We start from the raw sequence: 24,032 nt of genomic DNA, 5'->3' as shown, positions 1-24,032 counted from the left end.
TGAAGGTTTTGTCTAAACACGGCCTTTATCCGCATCAGGGGTATTCGTTAGAAAAAAAACGGCGAGCATTATGCTCACCGTTTTTATTTTGATGCGGTTCAACTGCCGACGTTACTCGCGGAACAGTGCCTCGATACTCAGGCCCTGCATCTGCAGTATTTCACGCAGGCGGCGCAAACCTTCAACCTGGATCTGACGTACTCGCTCGCGAGTCAGGCCAATTTCGCGGCCCACATCTTCGAGCGTCGCCGCTTCGTAGCCCAACAGGCCAAAGCGACGCGCCAGCACCTCACGCTGTTTGGCGTTCAGTTCGAACAGCCATTTCACGATGCTCTGTTTCATGTCATCGTCTTGCGTGGTGTCTTCCGGTCCGTTGTCTTTCTCGTCTGCCAGAATGTCCAGCAACGCTTTCTCCGAATCCCCACCCAACGGCGTATCCACAGAAGTGATACGTTCGTTCAGGCGCAGCATGCGGCTGACGTCATCCACCGGCTTGTCGAGTTGCTCTGCAATCTCTTCAGCGCTCGGTTCATGATCCAGTTTGTGAGAAAGCTCGCGCGCGGTGCGCAAATAGACATTCAGTTCTTTAACTATGTGGATAGGCAAGCGAATGGTACGGGTTTGGTTCATGATCGCCCGTTCAATCGTCTGCCTGATCCACCAGGTAGCGTAGGTCGAGAAACGGAAACCGCGTTCTGGGTCAAACTTTTCCACTGCGCGGATCAGTCCGAGGTTGCCCTCTTCAATCAGATCCAGCAGCGCCAGGCCGCGGTTGCTGTAACGGCGGGCGATTTTCACCACCAGCCGCAGGTTGCTTTCAATCATTCGGCGGCGGGACGGCACGTCACCGCGCAGTGCACGCCGCGCAAAATAAACCTCTTCCTCTGCGGTAAGCAGCGGAGAATAACCGATTTCGCCCAGATAGAGCTGCGTCGCATCCAATACGCGTTGGGTCACGCCTTGTGACAACAACTCTTCTTCCGCTAGATCATTCTCACTGGCCTCTTCTTCTACCAGTGCTTTTTCGTCGAATGATTCCGCTTCCGTTGCGTTCTCGTCGAAATCCGCATCATCATGTAACTCGTTAACTTTCAGCGTATTTTGGCTCATATGCTGCTCCTACCCGTGATACCGCGAGCAGAATAACAGCGTATTCTGCCCAATCTATCGCTGCGGAAGATAACGCAGCGGGTTTACGGATTTCCCCTTGTAACGAATTTCAAAATGCAAACGTACTGAACTGGTTCCGGTGCTACCCATGGTGGCTATTTTTTGACCCGCCTTCACTTCTTGTTGTTCCCGGACCAGCATTGTGTCGTTGTGAGCGTAGGCGCTCAGGTAATCATCATTGTGTTTGATGATGATTAGATTACCGTAACCCCGTAAAGCGTTGCCTGCGTACACTACACGACCATCGGCGGTAGCGAAGATAGGCTGCCCACGAGACCCGGCGATATCGACACCTTTATTCCCACCTTCTGATGAGGAAAAGTTATCAATAATCTTCCCGTCAGTCGGCCATCTCCAGGTACTTACCGGAGCGCTGTTGCTGACGGTGCTGCTCACTGGAGGAGCAACAACCGGTGCGGTAACAGGGGCTGTTGCGGTAGTTGCCGCCACTGCGCCTGCTGCAGGTAACATCTTACCTACATTCTGTTTACCCGAATTATCAGAATACGCGTTAGTTGATTGAGAATCAACCGTTGCAGTTTGTATCTGGGAGGTCGATGGCGGCTTAGGTACACCGCCGCTGGTTGCGTCTGTCGCCGCCAGCATACCGCCATTTCCGCTAGCCGAACCATTACCAAGCTGAATGTTTTGACCCACATTCAGGCTGTAGGGTTCAGGAATATTGTTACGCTGAGCCAGGTCACGGTAATCATTTCCGGTGATCCAGGCGATGTAAAACAGCGTGTCTCCGCGCTTAACCGTATAGGTATTACCGCTGTAGCTCCCTTTGGGGATCGAAGTATAACTGCGGTTGTAAACAATGTGCCCCTCAGAGCCCACCTGCGCCCCAGCATTGCTGGATGCAGCGGCTCCGGCACCACCGCCGTCCACGCTACTGATAGGGGCCGATGTCGACGCAGTGTTTGTACAACCCGCCAACCACAAACTTACCATCGTACACACCGCAACCCGGCGTAATGTAATCATTGGGCTTCCCGTGCTCATGCTTCCCCCATGACAGCAATATCAGCGATATATCCAAAATACCCTTTACATCGTAGCTGAGCTTTTAACATTCTCTACGTTCCTACAATGAAAGGTGCCCGCGGCCGATTTCTGAACGTCAGAAAACCTCATACCGGAGCCTCAAAACAGCGCGCCAATGCTAACCACATTAGCGCTGCTGCACCATAAGACAACTGCGCAGAAAGGCAATTGTATTGAAAATTAGTTTTATTGAAACGCTAAAACCTTAACCGGAGTGAATGAAAGTGCAACAGATTTCATTTCCTGCCGAAAATTCAGACAATCGCTAGGCCAGTTCGCCCTTCACCAGAGGAACAAAGCGTACCGCTTCGACGGTATCGATAACAAATTCGTTCCCCTGACGCTGAATACGTTTGAGGGTTTGGGCCTGCTCACCGACCGGCAGCACCAAAATGCCACCATCGTCCAACTGTTCCATCAGCGCCGGGGGGATTTCCGGCGGTGCGGCGGTGACAATAATGGCATCGAACGGCCCCCGCGAAGCCCACCCCTGCCAACCGTCACCGTGACGAGTAGACACATTATGGAGATCGAGTTGCTTCAGGCGGCGCTTCGCCTGCCATTGCAATCCCTTGATACGCTCAACCGAGCACACGTGCTGCACCAGATGCGCCAGGATGGCGGTCTGATAGCCGGAACCCGTGCCAATTTCAAGAACTCGGGAAGTGGGCGTCAGGTTCAGCAGTTCGGTCATCCGTGCCACCATATAGGGCTGGGAGATCGTTTGACCCGAGCCGATCGGCAGCGCGGTATTCTCATAAGCCTTGTGCTCAAGCGCTTCATCAACAAAGCGTTCACGCGGCACTGCCTCAATGGCCCGCAGTAATCGTTCGTCCTGGATCCCTTGTTGACGCAGTTGCGTCAGCAATGTTTGCATACGCTTGTTCACCATTCCCCGCCAACCCCTGCTTTGGTTAACCACGTTTTTACTACATCCTGGGCCGCATAAGCGGTCAAATCCACCTGCAAGGGTGTAATCGCGACATAACCCTGTTCTACCGCAGCGAAATCCGTGTCCGGCCCGACATCAAACTTATCACCCGGAGGCCCAATCCAGTAAAGGTTTTGCCCACGAGGATCCTGTTGGCAGAACACTTTGTCGGCCGGATGGCGACTGCCGCAGCGGGTCACGCGAATGCCTTTTATCTCATCCAACGGCAAGTCCGGCACGTTGATATTCAGAATTTTTCCGGTGCGTAACGGTTCACGCAACAGGGCACGCAGCACCCGGCAGGTGATCGCCGCCGCGGTTGCATAATGCTGATGACCGTTCAACGACACGGCCAGCGCAGGCAAGCCCAAATGGCGCCCTTCCATGGCGGCAGCCACGGTGCCGGAGTAGATCACATCATCGCCCAGATTGGGGCCGGCATTGATACCGGAAACCACGATATCCGGCGCAGGTTGCATCAGGGCATTCACTCCCAGATATACGCAATCGGTCGGTGTTCCTTGCTGTACGGCGATATCCCCATTGGGCATCGTCAGGGTGCGCAATGGGGATTCCAACGTCAGCGCATTGGAAGAACCGCTGCGGTTACGATCGGGTGCCACAACCTGCACCTCAGCAAACTCTCGCAGCGCTGCCGCCAGCACCTGAATGCCTGGGGCGGTAACACCGTCGTCATTACTCAGCAATATCCGCATAAGAGGTTGTCTTCTTTTTATCTCTCACCAGGCACCGCTCAACGCAGCCTGGGATTTAACTACTCGGTATGACCGCCCAAAAGGAGGCGCTTAATCAGCAGATATTATGTTTACTGCCCCCGCCATGTCCAGTGACCATGGGAAAAGGCAGGGAACTCAAGGCGGAACTGCCACGAGTCATTCTTCTGGCGAAAAAAAACCTGCTTGCGCAGGTTTCTTGATTATTACTCGCTAATATCCGCATCGCTACTGTCCTGCCGCATAATTTCACGCACCACGCTGGTGGCGAAACTGCCGGCCGGCAGCCAGAAACGAAGTTCGACGGTGGCATCGTCCCACCAGTCCCACTGCATATCTTTCGGCTGTAACAGCAAGGCTCGGCGGGCCGGATCTACGCGTTCGCGCTTTAAAAGCGACATCAGCTCCGGCTGTTCCAGCAGACACTGCTGTTCAAAGCTCAACACTTCCCCGGCGGTGCCCGGTTCACCATCACCGGGTAAAGGAGCGGTGATCATCAGCTCACCGGCTTCCAGGCGTTGCTGCAACGCTTCCAGCTCTTCCGGTTTGGCAACAAACCAACTGCCCCGACCGCTAAGCTGAAGGGCATCCCCTTCCTGCACGGTATGTTGCTGCTGGTTGGCCAATCGCCGGCTGGCGATCAGGTTAAACAGCGCGCTGCGGCTGGCAGAAAGATAAAAGCTACGCTTGCTGCGTTCTTTCACCCGGATCTCGTCATTCGCCCAACGGCGCGCCATCACCAGGTTGTTACCGCCGCGCCCAAAGCGCTGACTGCCGAAGTAATTCGGTACACCGCCGGCCTCAATCGCCTGCAGGCGTTGTTCTACATCCTGACGATCGGAGATATGACGCAGCACCAGAGTAAAGGCATTGCCTTTCAAGGTGCCAATCCGCATTTTGCGCAGGTGGCGGGCGCTGGCCAGCACTTCACAGCCTTCCAGTGAGAACTGGGTAAAGTCCGGCGTCTCTTTCCCTGGCAGATGCAAACAGAACCACTGTTCGGTTACCGCATGGCGATCTTTTAAGCCCGCGTAGCTGACGGAGCGGGCATGAATACCGGCAAAGCGCGCAAGGTAATCGGCGACGAACTGGGTGTTACAACCGTTTTTGCGGATGTTCACCAGCACGTGTTCGCCTTCACCATCCGGCTCAAAGCCCAGGTCTTCCACCACCACGAAATCTTCCGGGTTGGCCTTCAGCACGCCGGTGCTTTGCGGCTGGCCATGCAGCCAGGTCAGGTTAGCCATATCCATGCGCTTATTCCTTGATCAACAAGGCAACCGCTTCGCAGGCAATACCCTCGCCACGCCCGGTGAAACCGAGTTGTTCGGTGGTGGTAGCCTTAACGTTAACGTCGTCCATATGGCATTGCAGGTCTTCCGCCAGGAAAATGCGCATCTGCGGGATATGCGGTGCCATCTTAGGGGCCTGGGCAATAATAGTGATGTCCAGGTTGCCCAGACGATAGCCCTTGGCGCGGATGCGTTTCCAGGCTTCGCGCAGCAACTCGCGGCTATCGGCACCTTTGAAGGCCGGGTCAGTATCCGGGAACAGCTTGCCGATATCCCCCAGCGCCGCCGCGCCCAGCAGGGCATCAGTCGCGGCGTGCAGTGCTACGTCGCCATCGGAGTGGGCCAGCAAACCTTTTTCATAAGGAATACGAACGCCACCGATCACCAACGGGCCTTCGCCGCCAAATTTATGTACGTCAAAACCGTGGCCGATACGCATGATGCGCTCCTTAATTGTCTAACTGAGTTAAATAGAATGCCGCCAGCGCCAAATCTTCCGGCCGCGTGACCTTAATATTGTCCGAACGCCCATTGACCAGCAGCGGATGATAGCCGCAGTGCTCCAGGGCCGACGCCTCGTCGGTCACCGTCGCCCCGTCATCCAGCGCGCGCTGCAGGCACTGCTTGAGCAACGCCAGTGGGAACAGCTGCGGCGTTAACGCATGCCACAGGTCCTGACGTTCTACCGTATGAGAAATGGCCCCGTGGCCAGGCTCTGCGCGCTTCATGGTGTCACGCACCGGCGCCGCCAAAATCCCCCCCACGTCGCTATGTTCGGTAATCGCCAACAGGCGGTCGAGATCGTCGGCATGCAGACAGGGGCGCGCCGCGTCGTGCACCAGCACCCATTTTGCCTCGCCAGCCAGCTGCAAGCCTGCCATTACCGAGTCGGCGCGTTGCTGCCCGCCAATGGTAGCCTGCACGCGGGGATCCTGCGCTATCGGCAACTGGTGGAACTGCTGATCGTCGGGGCCTATCGCCACAATCACCTGCGAAATACGCGGATGGCGCAGCAGCGCTTGGATCGCGTGTTCGAGAATGGTTTGGTGGCCGATGGTTAAATATTGCTTTGGGCAATCAACCTGCATGCGGCTGCCAATACCGGCAGCGGGCAGGACGGCGATCACCGATGGAAAGGTTCCTGCGGAGTGATTCATGCGTTACTTTTGTAGGTTATTTTGCGAGGCGGACGCCGCGTTGCGTCTGGATTGGTCAGGAACCAGACGATAGAAAGTCTCACCGGGCTTAATCATGCTCAGCTCATTGCGCGCACGCTCTTCGATCGCTTCCTGACCGCCGTTCAAATCGTCGATCTCGGCGAACAGCTGATCGTTACGCGCTTTCAATTTAGCATTGCTGCCCTGTTGGAGCGCAACATCCTCATTGACCCGCACGTAATCGTGAATACCATTTTTGCCCAGCCACAGTGAATACTGTAACCAACCGAGCAATGCCAGCAATAGCAGCGTAAGTTTTCCCATCTCCGCCCCCTGAAAAACCGACCAATCATCCCACAACTTTTCGTTGGACTCCACACAGAGAACGGCATTTCGCCGCCAAATTAAGAGTAGGATGATAATTTCCTGAGTTTATAACCTAAATTCACTTCGAAAGCGGCAAAAAAAACCACTTTCACCGCAGAAAAACCAACCAACGCCTCTGCATTTTTCTCCTTCAGCGTTTTTTCCGGTTATGCAGCAAGAAAAACTGGCTACCCGCTGATTTCACCAAAGCATTCGCCAGCGACAAGCACAAACTGCATATTTAACACCATTAAAAATTTCATCATCAGGTAGGAGTTGTGTTTTTATTCATTAAAGATTATTTTTATGCACTCATAGTGCATAAATAAATCCAATGAATCATTTTTAATTACCGGGGATAGCGATGTTTAAATCTTTAGTTGTGATTGGTGCCTGTCTGGCTGCCACCCTGTCGGCCTCCGTCCTGGCGGCTGAACCTACCTACGTCGTCGGCTCTGGCGGCACCTACCGTCCGTTCGAATTCGAAAACAGCAGTAAACAGCTGGAAGGCTTTGATATCGATATCATCAAGGCGGTAGCCAAGGCCGAGAGCTTTCAGGTCAAACTGGTGAATACGCCGTGGGAAGGTATTTTCGCCACGCTGAACTCCGGCGATCGTGACATCATTATTTCCGGCATCACCATTACCGATAAACGCAAACAAATGGTTGATTTCTCTGCACCTTACTTCCCGGCAGAGCAGGCTATCGTGGTCCCCAAAGACTCTGGCGTAGACTCCATTGCCGCCTTGAAAGCGCTGAAGGTCGGCGTAGTCAACTCCAGCACCGGCGACATCGTGGTGTCCGACGTATTAGGCAAAAACAACACCGCCATCAAACGTTTCGACAATACCCCGTTAATGCTGCAAGAGCTGTATGAAGACGGTATAGGCGCGGCCGTGGGCGACGTCGGCGTGGCCAAGTTCTATATCAAAACCCATCCGGAAAAAGAGTTCAAACTGGTGTCCGATGCCAAATTCGAACGTCAGTATTTCGGTATCGCCGTGGCCAAAGGCAATGACGAACTGCGCGGCAAAATCAACGCCGGCCTGAAGAAAATCATCGCCGACGGTACCTACGCCAAAATCTACCAGACCTGGTTTGACAGCAACGTCCCCACGCTGCCCGCCGAATAATCGATCGTCGTTCGTCAACACAGCAGTCTGAAGACTTTTTTAAGAAGGATCCGACCTTGAATTTCCGTTGGGAGATAATCCAGGAGTACGCCCCGCTGTTTATGGAAGGCGCCTGGATGACCATCAAATGCACCATTATCTGCGTGATACTGGGCACCACCTGGGGGCTGCTCCTCGGGCTCGGTCGTCTGGCGCAGGCACCACACGGCATCTGGAAACCGATACTGCATTATGGCGTTCAGTGGCCGGTGCGCATCTACATCAGCGCCTTCCGCGGTACGCCGCTGTTTGTCCAGATTATGGTGGTACATTTCGCGCTGGTACCGCTGTTTATCAACCCACGTGACGGTCTGCTGGTCACCAGCGGCCTGATGAGCACCGATTTCGCCCGCGCGTTGCGCTCCGATTACGGCGCATTTCTCTCCTGCGTGGTGGCGATTACGCTGAACGCGGGTGCTTACGTCTCGGAAATTTTCCGCGCCGGCATTCAGTCTATCGATCGCGGTCAGATGGAAGCTTCGCGTTCGCTGGGCATGAGCTACGGCAAAACCATGCGCAAAGTGATCCTGCCGCAGGCGTTTCGCCGCATGCTGCCGCCGCTGGGCAACAATGCCATTGCCATCGTCAAAGACTCTTCGCTGGCCTCCGCCATCGGTCTTGCCGATCTGGCCTATGCCGCCCGCACGGTTTCCGGCGCCTATGCCACCTATTGGGAGCCCTACCTGACCATTTCGCTGGTCTATTGGGTCCTCACCTTCCTGCTTTCGCTGATGGTGCAACACATGGAAAAGAGGTTCGGGAAAAGTGATTCGCGTACATAACCTGCAAAAACAATTCGGCGAAAGCCACGTGCTGCGTGGTATTTCCTGCGAAATCGCAGCCAACGAAGTGGTCTGCGTCATCGGCCCGTCCGGCTCCGGTAAAAGTACCTTCCTGCGCTGTATCAATGCGCTGGAAACGCTGTCCGGCGGTGAGATCCTGGTGAATGGTTTTGCCATACACAGCCAGAAAACCGATCTCAATAAAATGCGTGAGAGCGTCGGCATGGTGTTTCAACGCTTTAACCTGTTCCCGCACATGACGGTGCTGGAAAACATCATCATGGCGCCGATGGGCGTGAAAAAGCTGTCGCGCGCAGAGGCCATACTGCGGGCAGAGGCGCTGCTGCAAAAGGTGGGCCTGCTGGACAAAATCGACGCTTATCCCAACAGCCTGTCCGGCGGTCAGCAACAGCGGGTCGCCATCGCTCGCGCGCTGGCGATGGAGCCAAAAATCATGCTGTTCGACGAACCGACCTCCGCACTGGATCCCGAGCTGGTCGGCGAAGTGCTGGCGGTGATGAAGTCATTGGCGCACGAAGGCATGACGATGGTGGTGGTGACGCATGAGATGGGCTTTGCCCGTGAAGTGGCCGATCGGGTGCTGTTTATCGATCAGGGGATCATTCAGGAAGAAGGTTCGCCACAGCAGATTTTCAGCCAGCCGGCCAATCCGCGCACTCAGGCTTTTCTGAGCAAAGTTTTGTAACCTTCGGCACGGCTTTGCAATGCTTCGGGCGCAGGCGACTGCGCCCTTCCCCTCACCAACCGGTCAAAAAGCTGAACACCAGCCAGAACAGGCACAGAACGATGGTCCCGGTCAGCAACAGCGTAAAAATCAACCGACCACGCAGCAGCATGCTGAGCGTGATGCCAATCAGCACCGAAACCGGCATCAGCGCCAGGAAGAACGGCCAGGTGTAGAGCAGGAAGAAAAGGGTGTTGGAGCCGTAAACCAAAAACGGCACTGCGAAGGCCAGCCAGTAGAAAACAAAGCCGCAGACACCGCCCAGGAACGAGTAAGAGGGCTCCTCTTTCTCCTGGTTTGCGTCAATCAAGATAGGCGAGACATTTTGCATAGCGATCCCTGGTTATTCGGCGCGCTCTCCGGCGGGCTTAGCGTAAAAAGCGTATGGCGCAAAAACGCCACACGCTTTTCTGAATTCAGGGTTTGATAATAGCCCGACCACGCAGCACGTCTAACAATTGCGCAATCAAATTTGTTACCAATTGTTGGCCATCAAGGTGAATATCCGGCCGTTGCGGCGCCTCGTAAACCGAGTCGATACCGGTGAAATTACGCAGCTCGCCGGCACGGGCTTTTTTGTACAATCCTTTCGGATCGCGCACTTCACAAACCGCCAACGGCGTGTCGACAAACACCTCGATAAAACGATCTTCATCCAGCAGTTCTCGCACCATCTGCCGTTCGGCGCGATGTGGGGAAATGAAGGCGGTCAACACCACCAGGCCGGCGTCCACCATCAGTTTCGCCACTTCGCCCACGCGACGAATATTCTCGCGCCGGTCGTCGTCGGAAAAACCCAGGTCGCGGCACAGGCCGTGACGCACGTTGTCGCCATCCAGCAGATAAGTGCTGACACCATAGGCGTGCAGTGCCTGTTCCAGCGCGCCGGCAACGGTAGATTTGCCCGAGCCGGACAGCCCGGTAAACCACAGCACCACGCCTTTGTGGCCGTTGCGGACTTCGCGATCCGAACGCGTTACCGCATGCGGATGCCAGACCACGTTGTCATCATCCGGCCCGGTCGGCCGCAGTTGAGCGTCGGTCACGTTATTTTCCCCCAATCAGGTCGCGCGCGCCCCAATGTGGGAAGTGTTTACGCACCAGAGCATTCAGTTCCAGTTCAAATGCGCTGAAGTCGCCGGCTGATGCCTGAGCGTCCTGCAAGGTTTCGCGGATCAAACCAGCCCCCACGGTGACGTTGCTCAGGCGATCGATAAAGATCAGCCCACCGGTATCGTGGTTGCGTTGATAGCTGTCCAGCACCAGCGGTTCATCGAAGGTCAGTTCGACCAGACCGATGCCGTTGAGCGGTAAAGTGTCCGCCTGATGCTGCGCCAGCGAGTTGATTTCCACCTGGTGGCGTATGCCTTCTACCCGCGCACGGGTCTTTTTGCCGGCCACTTTGATGTCATAGCTTTGGCCCGGCAACAACGGTTTTTCAGCCATCCACACCACGTCCACCAGCGCGCTTTGCGCCGCTTTCAGGGTTTCCCCGGCATCGACCAGCAGATCGCCGCGGCTAATATCCACTTCATCTGCCAGCACCAGCGTGATCGCCTCGCCCGGCACCGCTTCCTGCAGATCGCCATCAAAGGTCACAATACGCGCTACGGTAGATTCCACGCCGGAAGGCAATACCTTCACGCGTTGCCCTACGCGCACTACACCGGCGGACAGCGTGCCCGCATAGCCCCGGAAATCCAGGTTAGGACGGTTGACATACTGCACCGGGAAACGCAGCGGTTGCGTCTCGCGTTCGCTGATCACATCCACGCTCTCCAGCACCTGCAGCAGCGTCGGGCCGCTGTACCAAGGCATCTGGGCGCTTTCACTGGCCACGTTGTCGCCATCCAGCGCCGACAAAGGCACAAACTTGATGTCGAGATCGTTCGGCAACTGCTGCGCGAAGGTCAGATAGTCCTGTTTAAACTGTTCGAACACCGACTCTTGGTAATCCACCAGGTCCATTTTATTGACCGCCACCACCAGATGGCGAATGCCCAACAGCGTGGCGATAAAACTGTGCCTGCGGGTTTGATCCAGAACCCCTTTGCGTGCGTCGATCAACAGGATCGCCAGATCGCAGGTCGAGGCCCCGGTCGCCATATTGCGGGTGTACTGCTCATGCCCCGGCGTATCGGCAATAATAAATTTACGCTTTTCGGTCGAGAAATAACGATAGGCTACGTCGATGGTAATGCCCTGCTCGCGCTCGGCCTGCAGGCCATCGACCAGCAGCGCCAAATCCAGTTTCTCGCCCTGGGTGCCGATGCGTTTGCTGTCGCTGTGCAGCGTAGACAGCTGATCTTCGTAGATCTGACGGGTATCATGCAGCAAGCGACCGATCAGGGTGCTTTTGCCGTCATCGACGCTGCCGCAGGTCAGGAACCGTAACAGGCTTTTGTGTTGCTGCGCATGCAGGTAAGATTCGACCCCACCCTGCTCAGCGATTTGTTGTGCAATTGCATTGTTCATCCGGCGGCTCCTTAGAAATACCCTTGACGCTTTTTCAGCTCCATCGAGCCGGACTGATCGCGGTCGATCATCCGTCCCTGGCGCTCACTGGTGGTGGACACCAACATCTCTTCGATGATCTCCGGCAGCGTCTCCGCTTCGGAATCCACCGCACCGGTCAGCGGCCAGCAGCCCAGCGTGCGGAAACGCACCATGCGCTGGCTGATCACTTCGCCAGGCTGCAGATCGATACGGTCGTCGTCCACCATCAGCAACATGCCGTCGCGCTCTACCACCGGACGCGGTTTTGCCAGATACAGCGGCACGATGTCGATTTTTTCCAGGAAAATGTATTGCCAGATATCCAGCTCGGTCCAGTTCGACAGCGGGAACACGCGAATGCTCTCGCCCTTGTTGATTTGGCCGTTGTAATTGTGCCACAGCTCCGGGCGCTGGTTTTTTGGGTCCCAACGGTGGAAGCGGTCACGGAATGAATAGATACGCTCTTTGGCGCGTGACTTCTCTTCGTCACGGCGGGCACCGCCAAAGGCGGCATCAAAACCGTATTTGTTAAGCGCCTGCTTCAGGCCTTCGGTTTTCATGATATCGGTATGCTTGGCGCTGCCGTGAACGAACGGGTTGATGCCCATCGCCACGCCTTCCGGGTTCTTGTGGATCAGCAGTTCAAAACCGTACTCTTTCGCAGTGCGATCGCGGAATTCGTACATTTCACGGAATTTCCAACCGGTATCTACATGCAGCAACGGGAACGGCAGCGTACCCGGGAAAAAGGCTTTACGCGCCAGATGCAGCATCACGGAAGAGTCTTTACCGATGGAGTAGAGCATCACCGGGTTGCCGAATTCAGCGGCGACTTCACGGATGATATGGATACTCTCCGCCTCCAATTGCCGCAAATGAGTGAGTCGTTTTTCGTCCATAACAGATCCTTAAGCCAAATTCACGACGGCGGGCCGCGATGCCCCTTCCGTCTGCGGTTGATGCCCAAACCAGGCAATTTGATGATGCAGCTCTACCACTTCGCCGATCACCAGCAGCGCCGGCAAAGGTGCCTGTTGAGCCAATTTTTCAAGCTGTTGCAGCGTGCCGGTTTGCACCAGCTGATCCGCACGCGTGCCGCGGCTGATCACCGCCACCGGCGTGGTGGCCGCGCGTCCGTGGGCTATCAGGCGCTGGCTGATGTCCGCCGCCTTCATGGTGCCCATGTAGATAGCCAGAGTCTGACGCGCTCGCGCCAAGTCTGCCCAGTCCAGCCCGTCACCGTCGGGACGACAGTGGCCGGTAATAAAAGTCACGCTCTGCGCATGATCGCGGTGCGTCAGCGGAATGCCGGCATAGGCCGTTGCGCCGGCCGCCGCGGTAACGCCCGGCACCACCTGGAACGGAATGCCCGCAGCGGCGGCCACCTGCAGCTCTTCGCCGCCGCGGCCAAAGATAAAGGGATCTCCGCCTTTCAATCGCACCACGCGCTTGCCCTGCTGCGCCAGTTCCACCAACAGACGGTTGGTTTCTTCCTGGATAACCGAGTGTGCCCCGGCACGTTTGCCCACGCAGATGCGCTCGGCATCGCGACGCACCAGATCCAGAATCTCATCGCTGACCAGATGATCGTAGAGCACCACATCGGCCTGCTGCATCACCTGCAGCCCGCGCAGGGTCAATAACCCCACGTCGCCCGGCCCTGCGCCCACCAGCGCAATTTCGCCCTGGGTGCCTTCGCCGCCCTGGGAAAACTGCTGTAAATCCTGCTCCAACTGCCGCTCGGCCTGTGCGGACTGGCCGTTGGCCACCAGCGTGGCAAAACGTCCGCCGAATGTTTTTTCCCAGAATCGACGACGTTCGCCGATCGCATTCAGTCGCTGTTTTACCTGGCCGCGCCAGCGCCCGGCCACCTCCGCCATCTGCCCCAGGCTGGCGGGCAACAAAGCTTCGAGTTTTTCACGCAGCATACGTGCCAGCACCGGTGCCTGGCCGCTGGAAGAGACGGCAACCACCAGCGGTGAACGATCGATAATCGACGGAAAGATGAACGAGCAGCGCGGCTGATCGTCGACCACGTTAGCCAGCACCCGGCGTTTATCCGCTTCGGCAAATACCTCGGCATTCAGCGCGCTGTCGTCGGTTGCGGCAATCACCAGGAACACCTCATCCAGTTGCTGAGTGGCAAAAGCCTGCCCCTGCCAGCGGATGAGCCCCTGCTGATGCAGTTCTTCGAGTATGGGTGAGAGTGACTGCGCAACTATCCGTATTTCAGCCCCGACGCGCAGGAGAAGATCCACTTTGCGCGCAGCCACTTCGCCGCCGCCAACGACCAACACCGGGCGTTGTTTCAGGTCGGCAAATATAGGTAGATAGTCCACAACAGCCTTTTCATATATGCAGAATGATAGTGTGACTATACGGGCTGAGATTTGGCCTCTGAAATGACGAAAAGGAATGACTAGTTCAATAATGGAATAAGGCGCAGTGCGTCGGGGTTTGCGGCAGTTATGCGCCGGACAAGGCCGTGATCATTATTCTGACCAGGAATGCGTCAGGAAGCAGATGTTAAAACCAAAACTTCGCGGCGGTCATGCACAAAGCAGCGGCGGCCAATATAGTGCTAACCATCCATTTGGTCTGACTGGCTACCTCCTTATGAACTAAACCGATCTCCCGGTGCAGCAATCCCACTTCCTTATGCAAATCGCCTTTGGTGACAAACTCCACTGAACGTGTGGTCAGCGTGGCCAAATCGGTTTTGAGCTGATTAAGAGCATGATCCACATACTCAGCTTTTTTCTCTATCAGGCCGATCCTGTTATCACATTTGTCCAACATCAGGGTTTCTCCTTCGATCCGTAAGAACCGTACCGCCGAATCATAAACCACTCTACTGGCAGGGTTAAATAGTGATTCTCGTAATATGCCAAGCATTTCGCAAAATGTGCCGCACCGGCCATCAATCGATATTCATCGTTGCGCACAGCGCCGAAACTTTGCCCAGGCAGCACCAAATTTAAGAGCGGGAGAAATTGTTTAATCTTGCCGACCGTCTCATACTGGACACCGCAAAAATAATCGGTCTCGTCGATATCAAAGAAGGATTTTTCGGTATGTTTTCCCGCTTTTACCTGAAAACCGGCCTGCTGGTGGCAGCGCTCGGCGGTGTTTTCAGCGTTTCTGCCGCCACTCAGCCCGCAAAAGAGGCCCCGATGGGCAAATTCGCCGCCGAGCAGACTCGCCACATCGCCACTTATTTTCCTGGCCGCATGGCCGGTAGCCCGGCGGAATTGCTCACCGCAGACTATCTGAAACAGCAGTTCAGCAAGATGGGGTATCAGAGCGATATCCGCAGTTTCAACACCCGCTATCTGTACACCAGTAAAGACGGCAAGAAGAACTGGAATAACATCACCGCCAGCTCGGTGATCGCCGCTAAAAATGGCAGCCTTCCTCAGCAGATTCTGGTCGTGGCGCATTTCGATACCTACACGCCGCGAAGCGACGCCGATCTGGACAACAATCTCGGCGGCTTGACGCTGCAGGGCGTCGACGACAATGCCTCTGGCGTCGGCGTGATGCTGGAACTGGCGGAACGCCTTAAGAACATCCCCACCGCTTACGGCCTGCGCTTTGTCGCCACCAGCGCCGAAGAACTGGGTTCGCTGGGCGCGCAGAACTACCTGCAGCGCATGAGCGACGAAGAGAAACGCAATACCCTACTGGTGATTAACCTCGACAGCCTGATTACCGGCGATCGCCTGTATTTCAACGCCGGTCTCAATACGCCGCCAAAGCTGGCGAAACAGAGCCGCGATCGCGCACTGGATATTGCCCACCGCTACGGCATCGCTGCCGCCACCAACCCGGGCAGCAAAGCACACCCGAAAGGCACCGGCTGCTGTTCCGATCAGGAAGTGTTTGATAAAGCAGGCATCCCGGTGCTGTCGGTCGAAGCCACCAACTGGTCACTGGGCGATAAAGATGGTTATCAGCAACGCGCCGTGAGCCCGCACTTCCCGCAGGGCATCACCTGGCATCGCCCGCAGTACGATAACCTGCAATATCTGGAACGCAATCTGCCAGGGCGTATCGACAAGCGCAGCCGCGAGAGCGTGCAGATTTTGCTGCCGCTGATGAAAGAACTGGCTCAGGCGCACCCACCCAAAGCACAAAAACAGAAAAAGTAGTCTCTCTGAAAACGCCAAGGGCCCAGCAAATGCTGAGCCCTTTGACGATGTTGATACGTGATTAGCCTTCGTGCAGGCCACACTCACGCTTCAGGCCAAAGAAACGGGTTTCTTCTTCACTCATGCCTGGTTCCCACTTCTGCGTGGTGTGAGTGTCCCCCACTGACAGATAGCCTTGTTCCCACAGCGGGTGATAACTGAGGCCGTGCTCGGTCAGGTATTGATAAATCTTGCGGTTGTCCCAGTCGATAATCGGCAGGATCTTGAACACCCCACGTTGCACCGCCAGTACCGGCAGATTGGCGCGGCTGCCGGATTGTTCGCGGCGCAGGCCGGCGAACCAGGTTTGCCCGCCCAGAGTTTCCAATGCGCGGTTCATCGGCTCAACCTTGTTGATCAGGTTATATTTTTCGATACCTTCAACGCCCTGCTCCCACAGTTTCCCGTAGCGAGCCTCCTGCCAGGCGGGCGACTGCTCGGCACGAAACACCTGCAGGTTCAGCTTCAGTTTGTCGACCAGCTGATCGATAAACTGATAGGTTTCCGGGAACAGATAGCCGGTATCGGTGAGGATCACCGGAATGTCCGGTTTGATCCGCGTAACCAAATGCAGACATACCGCTGCCTGAATGCCGAAACTTGAAGAGAGCACAAACTCACCGGGCAGATGTTCCAGCGCCCATTCCACGCGTTGCTCGGCGGAAAGCGTTTCCAACTGGCCATTAACTACCGCCAGTGCCAACGCCTGCCCAGACTTGGGCAGCGCATTCAGCGCCGCCAGATCGAATTCAGCCATGTTGCCAGCCTCCTGATGCTTGAATCATACCGCGCGGATCGGCCCCCGGTGAAAGCGGGGCCAAACGGCGTCAGTCCCAGAAATCCTGCGCCGAATCAATTACCGGCTTGACCACCCCGGCGCGAATAGTGAAATCACCGAAGCCTTCGCCCGCGTTACGCTCTGTGGCCCAGCGGCCCACCAGTTGGTCAATCTCTCGCAGAATTTCTTCTTCGTTGATATTTTCACGGTACATGCGCGGAATACGCGTACCTTCCCGGTTGCCACCCAAATGCAGGTTATAGCGGCCAACCGCTTTACCGACCAGGCCAATCTCCGCCAACAGCGCGCGGCCACAGCCGTTCGGACAGCCAGTAATGCGCAATACGATGTGCTCGTCACCCACACCGTGGCTATGCAGGATCCCTTCCACTTTAGTGACGAACGCCGGCAGAAAACGCTCGGCCTCCGCCATCGCCAATGGGCAGGTCGGGAAGGATACGCAGGCCATCGAGTTTTGGCGCTGCACGCTGACCCCATCGTCGATCAATCCGTGTTCACGAGCGATCGCTTCGATCTTCGCCTTCTCGCTTTCCGGTACGCCGGCAACGATCAGGTTCTGGTTGGCCGTCAGACGGAAATCCCCTTTGTGGATCCTGGCGATCTCGGCAACGCCGGTTTTCAACGGGCGTCCCGGATAGTCCAGAAGACGACCATTCTCGATAAACAGCGTCAGGTGCCACTGGTTATCAATGCCTTTAACCCAACCAATGCGATCGCCGCGGCCGGTAAATTCGTACGGGCGGATCGGTTCAAAGGTGATACCGGCCCGTTTTTCCACTTCGGCACGGAAGGTATCAACCCCAACGCGTTCCAGCGTGTATTTGGTTTTGGCGTTCTTGCGATCGGTACGGTTACCCCAGTCGCGCTGAGTGGTTACCACCGCTTCGGCGACCGCCAGCGTGTGCTCCAGCGGGATATAGCCAAATTCGCTAGCCTTGCGCGCATAGGTTTTCTTGTTGCCGTGTTCAATCGACAGGCCGCCGCCTACCAGCAGGTTAAAGCCCACCAGCTTGCCGTTTTTGGCAATAGCGACAAAGTTCATGTCGTTGGCGTGCAGATCGACGTCGTTTTGCGGTGGGATCACCACCGTGGTTTTGAACTTGCGCGGCAGATAAGTCGCCCCGAGGATCGGTTCTTCGTCGGTGGTCGCCACTTTTTCCTGATCCAGCCACACTTCAGCATAGGCGCGAGTACGCGGCAGCAGATGTTCGGAGATCTTTTTCGCCCACTCGTAGGCTTCCTGGTGCAGCTCGGACTCCACCGGGTTAGAGGTGCAAAGCACGTTGCGGTTGACGTCGTTAGCCGTAGCCAGCGCGTCCAATCCCAGACGACCCAACAGCTGGTGAACCGGCTTAACGTTGCCCTTCACAATGCCATGGAACTGGAAAGTCTGACGGTTGGTGATGCGGATGCTGCCGTACAGCGTGCTTTCCTGCGCGAACTTATCAATGCCCAGCCACTGCTGTGGGGAGATAATCCCCCCCGGCAGACGGCAACGCAGCATCATGGCGTGGCGCGGTTCCAGCTTCTGTTCGGCGCGTTCGGCGCGGATATCACGGTCGTCCTGCTGGTACATTCCGTGGAAGCGGATCAGCAGGAAATTGTCACCGTTAAAACCGCCGGTCAGGCCATCCTTCAAGTCTTCGGCGATGGTGCCGCGCAGGAAGTTGCTTTCTTTCTTCAAACGCTCGGCATCGGCCAATTTGCCTTCGACCACCAGAGGCCCCGGGTGTTTATCACTCATCAGTAGACATCTCGCTGATAACGGCGCTCAAGGCGCAGCTCACTTAAAAATTCATCCGCCAGCTCGGTATCCATGCCACCGTGCTCGGCCACCAGTTCCAGTAATGTGTTTTCCACGTCTTTTGCCATGCGGTTCGCATCGCCACAGACGTAAATGTGCGCGCCTTCCTGGATCCAACGCCACACTTCCGCGCCCTGTTCGCGCAGTTTGTCCTGGACATAGACTTTATGCTGCTGGTCGCGTGACCAGGCCAGATCGATGCGGGTCAGCAGGCCATCTTTCACATAGCGCTGCCATTCGACCTGATACAAAAAGTCTTCAGTAAAGTGCGGGTTGCCGAAGAACAACCAGTTCTTGCCGCCGGCACCGTCAGCATCACGCTGTTGCATAAAGGCGCGGAACGGCGCAATGCCCGTGCCTGGCCCAATCATGATCACCGGAGTTTCCGGGTTGGCCGGCAGGCGGAAATTGTCGTTATGTTCGATGAACACCCGCACGTCACCATCTTCTTCCAGCCTATCGGCCAGGAAACTGGAGGCACCGCCTGCGCGGGCGCGCCCTTCGATGTCGTAACGCACCACGCCGACGGTCACGTGCACTTCGTTTTCAGTTTCGGCTTGCGACGAGGCAATGGAATACAGGCGCGGCGTCAACGGACGCAGCAGGCCAATCAACTGCTCGGCGCTAAGATCGGCAGGCGCCTGTCGCACCATGTCGACAATCGGCGTGTTGTGCGCGTAATGCTGCAGCGCGGCTTTATCCGCTAACAAACCAATCAGCTTCTCGTCGCGCGACAGAGCCGCGTATTTATCGACGATTAGCGTGGTATTCTGCGTCAGTTCAAAATGGCTGCGTAACGCTTGCGAAAGCGGCAAGGTTTTTCCTTCCACTTCCACCGGTTCGTCGCCCTTCAGCCACAGCAGTTGCACCAGTTCATCCACCAGTGCGGGGTCGTTATCGAACCACACGCCCAGCGCATCGCCCGGTTGGTAACGCAGACCAGAATCACCCAGGTCGATTTCAATATGACGCACGTCTTTGTCTGAGGCGCGGCCGGTAATTTTTTGCTTCACTGCCAGTTGTGCGGTCAGCGGCTGTTCTTTGCTGTACGGGCTGCTGTCGATCAGGTCAATCGCACCGCTGGCCAGCACGCCCGGTGCGGCATTTTCAGCCGGGGCGCGCGCTTTCAACACCTCCACCACCTGTTTGCGCCAGGCGGTAGCCAGCTCCTGATATTCCACGTCGGCATCTACCCGCTCGACCAGACGCTCAGCGCCCAGTTCGGCCAGCTTGCCGTCGAAATCTTTACCCGACTGACAGAAGTTTTCGTAGGAAGTGTCCCCCAGGCCAAAGACCGCAAACGCGGTTTCGTTAAGCTTCGGCGCTTTCTTGGAGAACAGGAATTTATGCAGGGCAACCGCCTCTTCCGCCGGCTCACCTTCCCCTTGGGTGGAGGCGACGATCACCAGCAGACGTTCCTGGGCAATTTGCTTGAATTTGTAGTCGCCGGCATTAACCAGCGTGACGCTCAGCTTGGCGGCCAACAGATCGTCGCGCAATTGTTCCGCCAGGCGGCGAGCATTGCCGGTCTGCGAGGCGGAAATCAGCGTGATGCTGGCGGCAGCGGCGGCAGGCGGCGCAATGGCTACCGCGCCAGGCTGTTGATTAACCATTCCCCAGAAATAACCTGACAGCCACGCCAGCTGCGTCGGTGAATATTCACCAATCGCCGCCTGCAGGCGCGCCAGCTGTTCGGGTGTCAGCGGGAGCATCGATGTTGGAGGAGCCTGAGTCGTCATTGCAGTACTTATTTCCTATACTTGGCACCTATCCAGCCAGGTGCTCGCCAGTGTCAGTCGCTGTCTCTTCGTTCAGTCTGCGGTCCTGAAAAGATCAGGAGAGTTTGTAAGGTTACCGAGCACAATAGCAACGATTAAATAAGGGATAGCAATAATTAATAACCAAAATGACTAAGCTGTTTTTCTGGTAACGGATAGTGCTTAAAGCGCTAAGCAGAGATTTTTATCGCCATGAAAATAAAGCCGTTTTTTTAACGTTATTTGAATGAATCGCATTTACCACTCATTACCCCAACCGATAGGTCCAGTCGGTACCAAACAAAAAAAGTGTTAACCGTGCATTGACCACAGCAGCGGTAGACCATAGCGGTATAAATGGCAAGCAGGCTCCGTTTCCGGTAAACTTCGGCGGTTTTTGAGTCAATGAGGCCGTAATAATGGCAACCACGCTGTTTAAAGATTTTCAGTTTGAAGCCGCACACCGTTTGCCGCACGTACCTGAGGGCCATAAATGTGGCCGTCTGCACGGGCATTCGTTTATGGTGCGTCTGGAAGTAACCGGTGAAGTGGATGCACATACCGGTTGGGTGATGGATTTCGCCGAGCTTAAAGCCGTGTTCTCCCCTATTTGGGAGCGCCTGGATCACCATTATCTGAACGATATTCCAGGATTGGAAAATCCCACCAGCGAAGTGCTTGCCGCCTGGATCTGGCAACAGCTCAAACCCCAGTTGCCGGAGCTGACTGCGGTGATGGTGAAAGAAACCTGTACCGCGGGATGCGTGTATAAAGGTTAAAGAAAGGGCGCCCAATGGCGCCCTGAATTTTATGCGATGTTCAGATATTTATGGGTCTGCATCGACAGCCGCCAGTTGCGCGCAATGCAGGTTTCGATGCACAGGCGAGTCGCCTCTTCCTTCTGGCTGATCGGCTGCAGCGCGATAATACGCGGCTTCTCATCATGCAGCGTCGCCAGCAGCACATCCAATGCTTCGATATCGCGCTCACGCCCAACCGGGTGCTTCACTTCATCAGCGCGCTGCAAAGCCTGATCCAACACCTTCATGCCGCCGCGCATATTCACCTTGGGGGATACCGTCACCCAGGTTTTCGCCGAACACCGGATTTCGTGGGTGCCGCTGGTCTCAATCTGGCAGCCGTAGCCGTTGTCTTCCAGCAACTGGGTCAGCGGAGTCAGATCATAGATGCAGGGCTCGCCGCCGGTGATTACCACGTGGCGTGCGGTATAACCCTGTTGACGCATCACCGCCAACAGCTGCTCGGCGCTGGCGCTGCCCCAGGCGTCGCTCTCTTCGGTTTTCACCAGGATCCGCTGCATATCGACTTCCCGATTGGCTTCCTTTTCCCAGGTATGTTTGGTGTCGCACCAGCTGCATCCTACCGGGCAGCCCTGCAAGCGAATAAAGATGGCTGGAACGCCGGTGAAAAAGCCTTCGCCCTGCAAGGTTTGGAACATTTCATTAATCGGGTACTGCATCGGTTTCTCAATCTGGAAAGGTAAAAAGGGATTATCGCAGATTCCAGCCCGGCGACCAAACGGACGAAATTGTATTAAATTTTATCCTACCCGCCTTCGCCAGCGTATCTCAGCGGCTATCCGCTTCATTTTATTTGCTTACTGAGCAATCTCCTTGTGTTTACGATGTAATCTGCTTCGCAAAAACAACATTTATTTAACGCATAAGATAAATATGTTTGACATAAAGCGCCTGCGCGCAGATGTATAGACAGGCAAGCACAAGCCGGGCATCAGTTCCGGCGATTTATCCACACAATCACATCTGCGTTAGAGGTTGCCATGGCTCATTCCACCGAGTTGAATATTCAGCAGGCCATCGATGACAGCAAATTTTCGCTGTTTCACTGGACCTTGATCATTTTGGGATTCCTGATCCTGGCCATTGATGGCTTTGACACGGCGGCCATGGGGTATATCGCTCCTTCGGTCGCCAAAGACTGGGGCATTGTTAAACAGGATCTGGGCCCGGTGCTGAGCGCCGCGCTGCTGGGCCTGTCCCTTGGCGCTCTGGTCGCCGGACCGATTTCCGATCGTATCGGCCGCAAACGGGTGCTGGTGTTTTCTTGTCTGTTCTTCGGCCTGTCGAGCCTGGCTACCGCCTACGCTGGCTCGCTCAATAGCCTGACGCTGTGGCGCTTCCTCACCGGCCTGGGATTAGGGGCGGCGATGCCGAACGCCATCACGCTGATTTCCGAATATGCGCCACAACGCTGCCGTTCCCTGGCGATTAACACCATGTACTGCGGCTTCCCGCTGGGTGCGGCCGGCGGTGGTGCGATTTCGTCTTGGCTGATCCCGGCGTATGGCTGGCATAGCGTGCTGTTGCTGGGGGCGATCGCTCCGTTGGCGCTGACGGTATTGTTGATCCTGTTCCTGCCGGAATCGGTGAAATACATGGTGAACCGCGGTAAGGATGCGGCAAAAATCAAACGTATTGCCCAGCGTTTTGTTAGCCAGAATCTCGATAACGTGACGCGCTTTTATCTGTATGAAGAGAAATTGGCACAGTCCAAAACCAGCGTCGGCCTGTTGTTCACCCGCCCTTATCTGACCGGCACGCTGATGCTGTGGCTGACGTACTTTATGGGCCTGGTGATTTATTACGTGCTGCTGAGCTGGATGCCGATCCTGATGCAGGGGCTGGGCTATCAACTGGAGCAGTCGGCCATTTTGACCTCGCTGTTCACCTTCGGCGGCACGCTTGGCATTCTGGTGGCCGGCTGGCTGATGGACCGCTGGAACGCCCATAAGGTGGTGTCGAGCGGCTTTGTCATTACCGCCCTGCTGATTGTGGCAATGGCGACCGAGGACAGCCATATCGTGCTGCTGGGCACCTTTATCTTCCTGATGGGCATCACCATGAACGGTGCGCAATCCGGTCTGCAAACGCTGGCGGCCACTTTCTACCCGACCCACAGTCGCGCAACCGGCATAGCCTGGATGCAGGGCATCGGCCGCTTTGGCGGCGTGGCGGGCACCATGATGGGGGCACAGTTGCTGGCCATGCAATGGGAAGTGCAGAGCATTTTGATGTTCCTGTGCGTGCCGGCGCTGATCGCCGCCATCGCTACAGTTTTCAAAATGACCCGAAGAGCGACGCTGCAACCGGCTGACAAACCCGTATAAGGGCTAAACCGGTAGGGGGTCGAACATGTTCGACCCGATTTAACCCATTGATTATGCTATTGGGCGCCGCATGCTGCGCCCCTACCACAAAACAACACAGCACTCTGTCAATAGCTTCTCTCCCTCCAGCGATAGGACTTTTTTATCGCTCGCCCTAACTTGTAATGGGTATGTAAATTTATTGTGATTAGCCGCTCAAAAATGACCCATTTTTAATTCATTTTTGTTGAATAGCTCACTGTTCTTCAGTGCGAGCCTAATAGCTCAGGCGTCAAAATGAAAACTATCACATTGATTTAAAACAAAAATAACTTTCCCTTATGCCTTTTTAGCCGCTCACTGGTCGGTGTTGCATATGCTTGTACATACAAGTATATGTTAATAAACCCTACGCATTGTTATGGCGTGGTGATTCACCCCACCGCACCATGGGATCTGCA

Annotated in this window: 25 protein-coding genes; 6 read left to right on the top strand and 19 right to left on the bottom strand. The window is 55.8% G+C overall.

Features of this window, described 5'->3' with window-relative positions; genetic code table 11:
• Nucleotides 1-111: 111 nt before the first annotated feature.
• The 8 genes from rpoS to ftsB form a co-directional block, all read right to left on the bottom strand.
• Nucleotides 112-1,110: an RNA polymerase sigma factor RpoS gene (gene rpoS, locus AC1RKG_RS16720; protein WP_044554227.1), complete on the bottom strand. Its 999-nt coding sequence runs from the start codon at nt 1,108-1,110 to the stop codon at nt 112-114.
• Nucleotides 1,111-1,164: 54 nt separating this feature from the next.
• Entirely contained in the window at nt 1,165-2,157 is a 993-nt protein-coding gene (gene nlpD, locus AC1RKG_RS16715) for a murein hydrolase activator NlpD (RefSeq protein ID WP_162302863.1), read from the bottom strand.
• 325 nt (nt 2,158-2,482) lie between these two features.
• Nucleotides 2,483-3,109 carry a protein-L-isoaspartate(D-aspartate) O-methyltransferase gene (locus AC1RKG_RS16710; protein WP_128864986.1) on the bottom strand — a complete coding sequence of 209 codons (627 nt, stop codon included), beginning with the start codon at nt 3,107-3,109 and terminating at the stop codon, nt 2,483-2,485.
• A complete protein-coding gene (gene surE, locus AC1RKG_RS16705) occupies nt 3,103-3,864 on the bottom strand; it encodes a 5'/3'-nucleotidase SurE (RefSeq protein ID WP_046374485.1) in 762 nt (253 codons plus the stop codon). The genes AC1RKG_RS16710 and surE overlap by 7 nt, the downstream gene beginning before the upstream one ends.
• Before the next feature lie 224 nt (nt 3,865-4,088).
• Entirely contained in the window at nt 4,089-5,135 is a 1,047-nt protein-coding gene (truD, locus tag AC1RKG_RS16700) for a tRNA pseudouridine(13) synthase TruD (RefSeq protein WP_493183500.1), read from the bottom strand.
• A 4-nt stretch (nt 5,136-5,139) separates the two neighbouring features.
• A complete protein-coding gene (ispF, locus tag AC1RKG_RS16695) occupies nt 5,140-5,613 on the bottom strand; it encodes a 2-C-methyl-D-erythritol 2,4-cyclodiphosphate synthase (protein WP_004950274.1) in 474 nt (157 codons plus the stop codon).
• A gap of 10 nt (nt 5,614-5,623) precedes the next feature.
• On the bottom strand, nt 5,624-6,331 hold the full coding sequence (gene ispD, locus AC1RKG_RS16690) for a 2-C-methyl-D-erythritol 4-phosphate cytidylyltransferase (protein ID WP_334647599.1): 708 nt from the start codon (nt 6,329-6,331) through the stop codon (nt 5,624-5,626).
• A 3-nt stretch (nt 6,332-6,334) separates the two neighbouring features.
• A complete protein-coding gene (ftsB, locus tag AC1RKG_RS16685) occupies nt 6,335-6,655 on the bottom strand; it encodes a cell division protein FtsB (RefSeq protein WP_020825266.1) in 321 nt (106 codons plus the stop codon).
• A 406-nt stretch (nt 6,656-7,061) separates the two neighbouring features.
• On the opposite strand from ftsB, the gene AC1RKG_RS16680 reads away from it, so the two are divergent.
• The 3 genes from AC1RKG_RS16680 (at nt 7,062) to AC1RKG_RS16670 (ending at nt 9,359) form a co-directional block, all read left to right on the top strand.
• Nucleotides 7,062-7,832, top strand: coding sequence for a basic amino acid ABC transporter substrate-binding protein (locus AC1RKG_RS16680; RefSeq protein WP_122077257.1), 771 nt, complete (start codon nt 7,062-7,064; stop codon nt 7,830-7,832).
• A gap of 101 nt (nt 7,833-7,933) precedes the next feature.
• Nucleotides 7,934-8,653 carry an amino acid ABC transporter permease gene (locus AC1RKG_RS16675; RefSeq protein ID WP_044554269.1) on the top strand — a complete coding sequence of 240 codons (720 nt, stop codon included), beginning with the start codon at nt 7,934-7,936 and terminating at the stop codon, nt 8,651-8,653.
• On the top strand, nt 8,637-9,359 hold the full coding sequence (locus AC1RKG_RS16670) for an amino acid ABC transporter ATP-binding protein (RefSeq protein WP_046374489.1): 723 nt from the start codon (nt 8,637-8,639) through the stop codon (nt 9,357-9,359). The genes AC1RKG_RS16675 and AC1RKG_RS16670 overlap by 17 nt, the downstream gene beginning before the upstream one ends.
• 52 nt (nt 9,360-9,411) lie before the next feature.
• Here the strand turns inward: AC1RKG_RS16670 and AC1RKG_RS16665 are convergent, their stop codons facing one another.
• The 7 genes from AC1RKG_RS16665 to AC1RKG_RS16635 form a co-directional block, all read right to left on the bottom strand.
• Entirely contained in the window at nt 9,412-9,729 is a 318-nt protein-coding gene (locus AC1RKG_RS16665) for a DUF3561 family protein (protein WP_020825263.1), read from the bottom strand.
• A gap of 85 nt (nt 9,730-9,814) precedes the next feature.
• The gene (cysC, locus tag AC1RKG_RS16660) at nt 9,815-10,444 is read right to left on the bottom strand and encodes an adenylyl-sulfate kinase (RefSeq protein WP_493183499.1); all 630 of its coding nucleotides are present in this window, start codon (nt 10,442-10,444) and stop codon (nt 9,815-9,817) included.
• Between the two features lies 1 nt (nt 10,445).
• Entirely contained in the window at nt 10,446-11,873 is a 1,428-nt protein-coding gene (gene cysN / locus AC1RKG_RS16655; RefSeq protein WP_020825261.1) for a sulfate adenylyltransferase subunit CysN, read from the bottom strand.
• 11 nt (nt 11,874-11,884) lie between these two features.
• Nucleotides 11,885-12,793, bottom strand: coding sequence for a sulfate adenylyltransferase subunit CysD (gene cysD / locus AC1RKG_RS16650; protein ID WP_020825260.1), 909 nt, complete (start codon nt 12,791-12,793; stop codon nt 11,885-11,887).
• 9 nt (nt 12,794-12,802) lie between these two features.
• Entirely contained in the window at nt 12,803-14,233 is a 1,431-nt protein-coding gene (cysG, locus tag AC1RKG_RS16645; protein WP_493183498.1) for a siroheme synthase CysG, read from the bottom strand.
• A gap of 187 nt (nt 14,234-14,420) precedes the next feature.
• Entirely contained in the window at nt 14,421-14,693 is a 273-nt protein-coding gene (locus AC1RKG_RS16640; RefSeq protein WP_122077247.1) for a hypothetical protein, read from the bottom strand.
• The gene (locus AC1RKG_RS16635) at nt 14,693-15,100 is read right to left on the bottom strand and encodes a hypothetical protein (protein WP_262215948.1); all 408 of its coding nucleotides are present in this window, start codon (nt 15,098-15,100) and stop codon (nt 14,693-14,695) included. The genes AC1RKG_RS16640 and AC1RKG_RS16635 overlap by 1 nt, the downstream gene beginning before the upstream one ends.
• On the opposite strand from AC1RKG_RS16635, the gene AC1RKG_RS16630 reads away from it, so the two are divergent.
• Nucleotides 15,005-16,045 (top strand): aminopeptidase, encoded by a 1,041-nt coding sequence (locus AC1RKG_RS16630; RefSeq protein WP_258090245.1) that lies wholly within the window; start codon nt 15,005-15,007, stop codon nt 16,043-16,045. The genes AC1RKG_RS16635 and AC1RKG_RS16630 overlap by 96 nt on opposite strands.
• A gap of 61 nt (nt 16,046-16,106) precedes the next feature.
• On the opposite strand, the gene AC1RKG_RS16625 is transcribed toward AC1RKG_RS16630, so the two are convergent.
• The 3 genes from AC1RKG_RS16625 to cysJ form a co-directional block, all read right to left on the bottom strand.
• Nucleotides 16,107-16,841 (bottom strand): phosphoadenylyl-sulfate reductase, encoded by a 735-nt coding sequence (locus tag AC1RKG_RS16625; protein ID WP_020825257.1) that lies wholly within the window; start codon nt 16,839-16,841, stop codon nt 16,107-16,109.
• A 70-nt stretch (nt 16,842-16,911) separates the two neighbouring features.
• A complete protein-coding gene (gene cysI / locus AC1RKG_RS16620) occupies nt 16,912-18,627 on the bottom strand; it encodes an assimilatory sulfite reductase (NADPH) hemoprotein subunit (protein WP_046374493.1) in 1,716 nt (571 codons plus the stop codon).
• Nucleotides 18,627-20,426: an NADPH-dependent assimilatory sulfite reductase flavoprotein subunit gene (gene cysJ, locus AC1RKG_RS16615; protein ID WP_187962291.1), complete on the bottom strand. Its 1,800-nt coding sequence runs from the start codon at nt 20,424-20,426 to the stop codon at nt 18,627-18,629. Before cysJ ends, cysI begins: the two co-directional genes overlap by 1 nt.
• A 437-nt stretch (nt 20,427-20,863) precedes the next feature.
• Between cysJ and queD the strand changes: the two genes are divergently transcribed.
• Nucleotides 20,864-21,223, top strand: a complete 360-nt coding sequence (gene queD, locus AC1RKG_RS16610; protein WP_020825254.1) for a 6-carboxytetrahydropterin synthase QueD — start codon at nt 20,864-20,866, stop codon at nt 21,221-21,223.
• Nucleotides 21,224-21,252: 29 nt separating this feature from the next.
• On the opposite strand, the gene queE is transcribed toward queD, so the two are convergent.
• The gene (gene queE / locus AC1RKG_RS16605; RefSeq protein ID WP_493183497.1) at nt 21,253-21,924 is read right to left on the bottom strand and encodes a 7-carboxy-7-deazaguanine synthase QueE; all 672 of its coding nucleotides are present in this window, start codon (nt 21,922-21,924) and stop codon (nt 21,253-21,255) included.
• 321 nt (nt 21,925-22,245) lie between these two features.
• Between queE and AC1RKG_RS16600 the strand changes: the two genes are divergently transcribed.
• Nucleotides 22,246-23,592: an MFS transporter gene (locus tag AC1RKG_RS16600; protein ID WP_046374496.1), complete on the top strand. Its 1,347-nt coding sequence runs from the start codon at nt 22,246-22,248 to the stop codon at nt 23,590-23,592.
• Nucleotides 23,593-24,032: the final 440 nt, after the last annotated feature.

The organism is Serratia sp. GW822-FHT06D09 (genome assembly GCF_058799515.1).
Note: the sequence above shows the minus strand (reverse complement) of the source record. Positions and strands in the feature narration are given on the sequence as shown.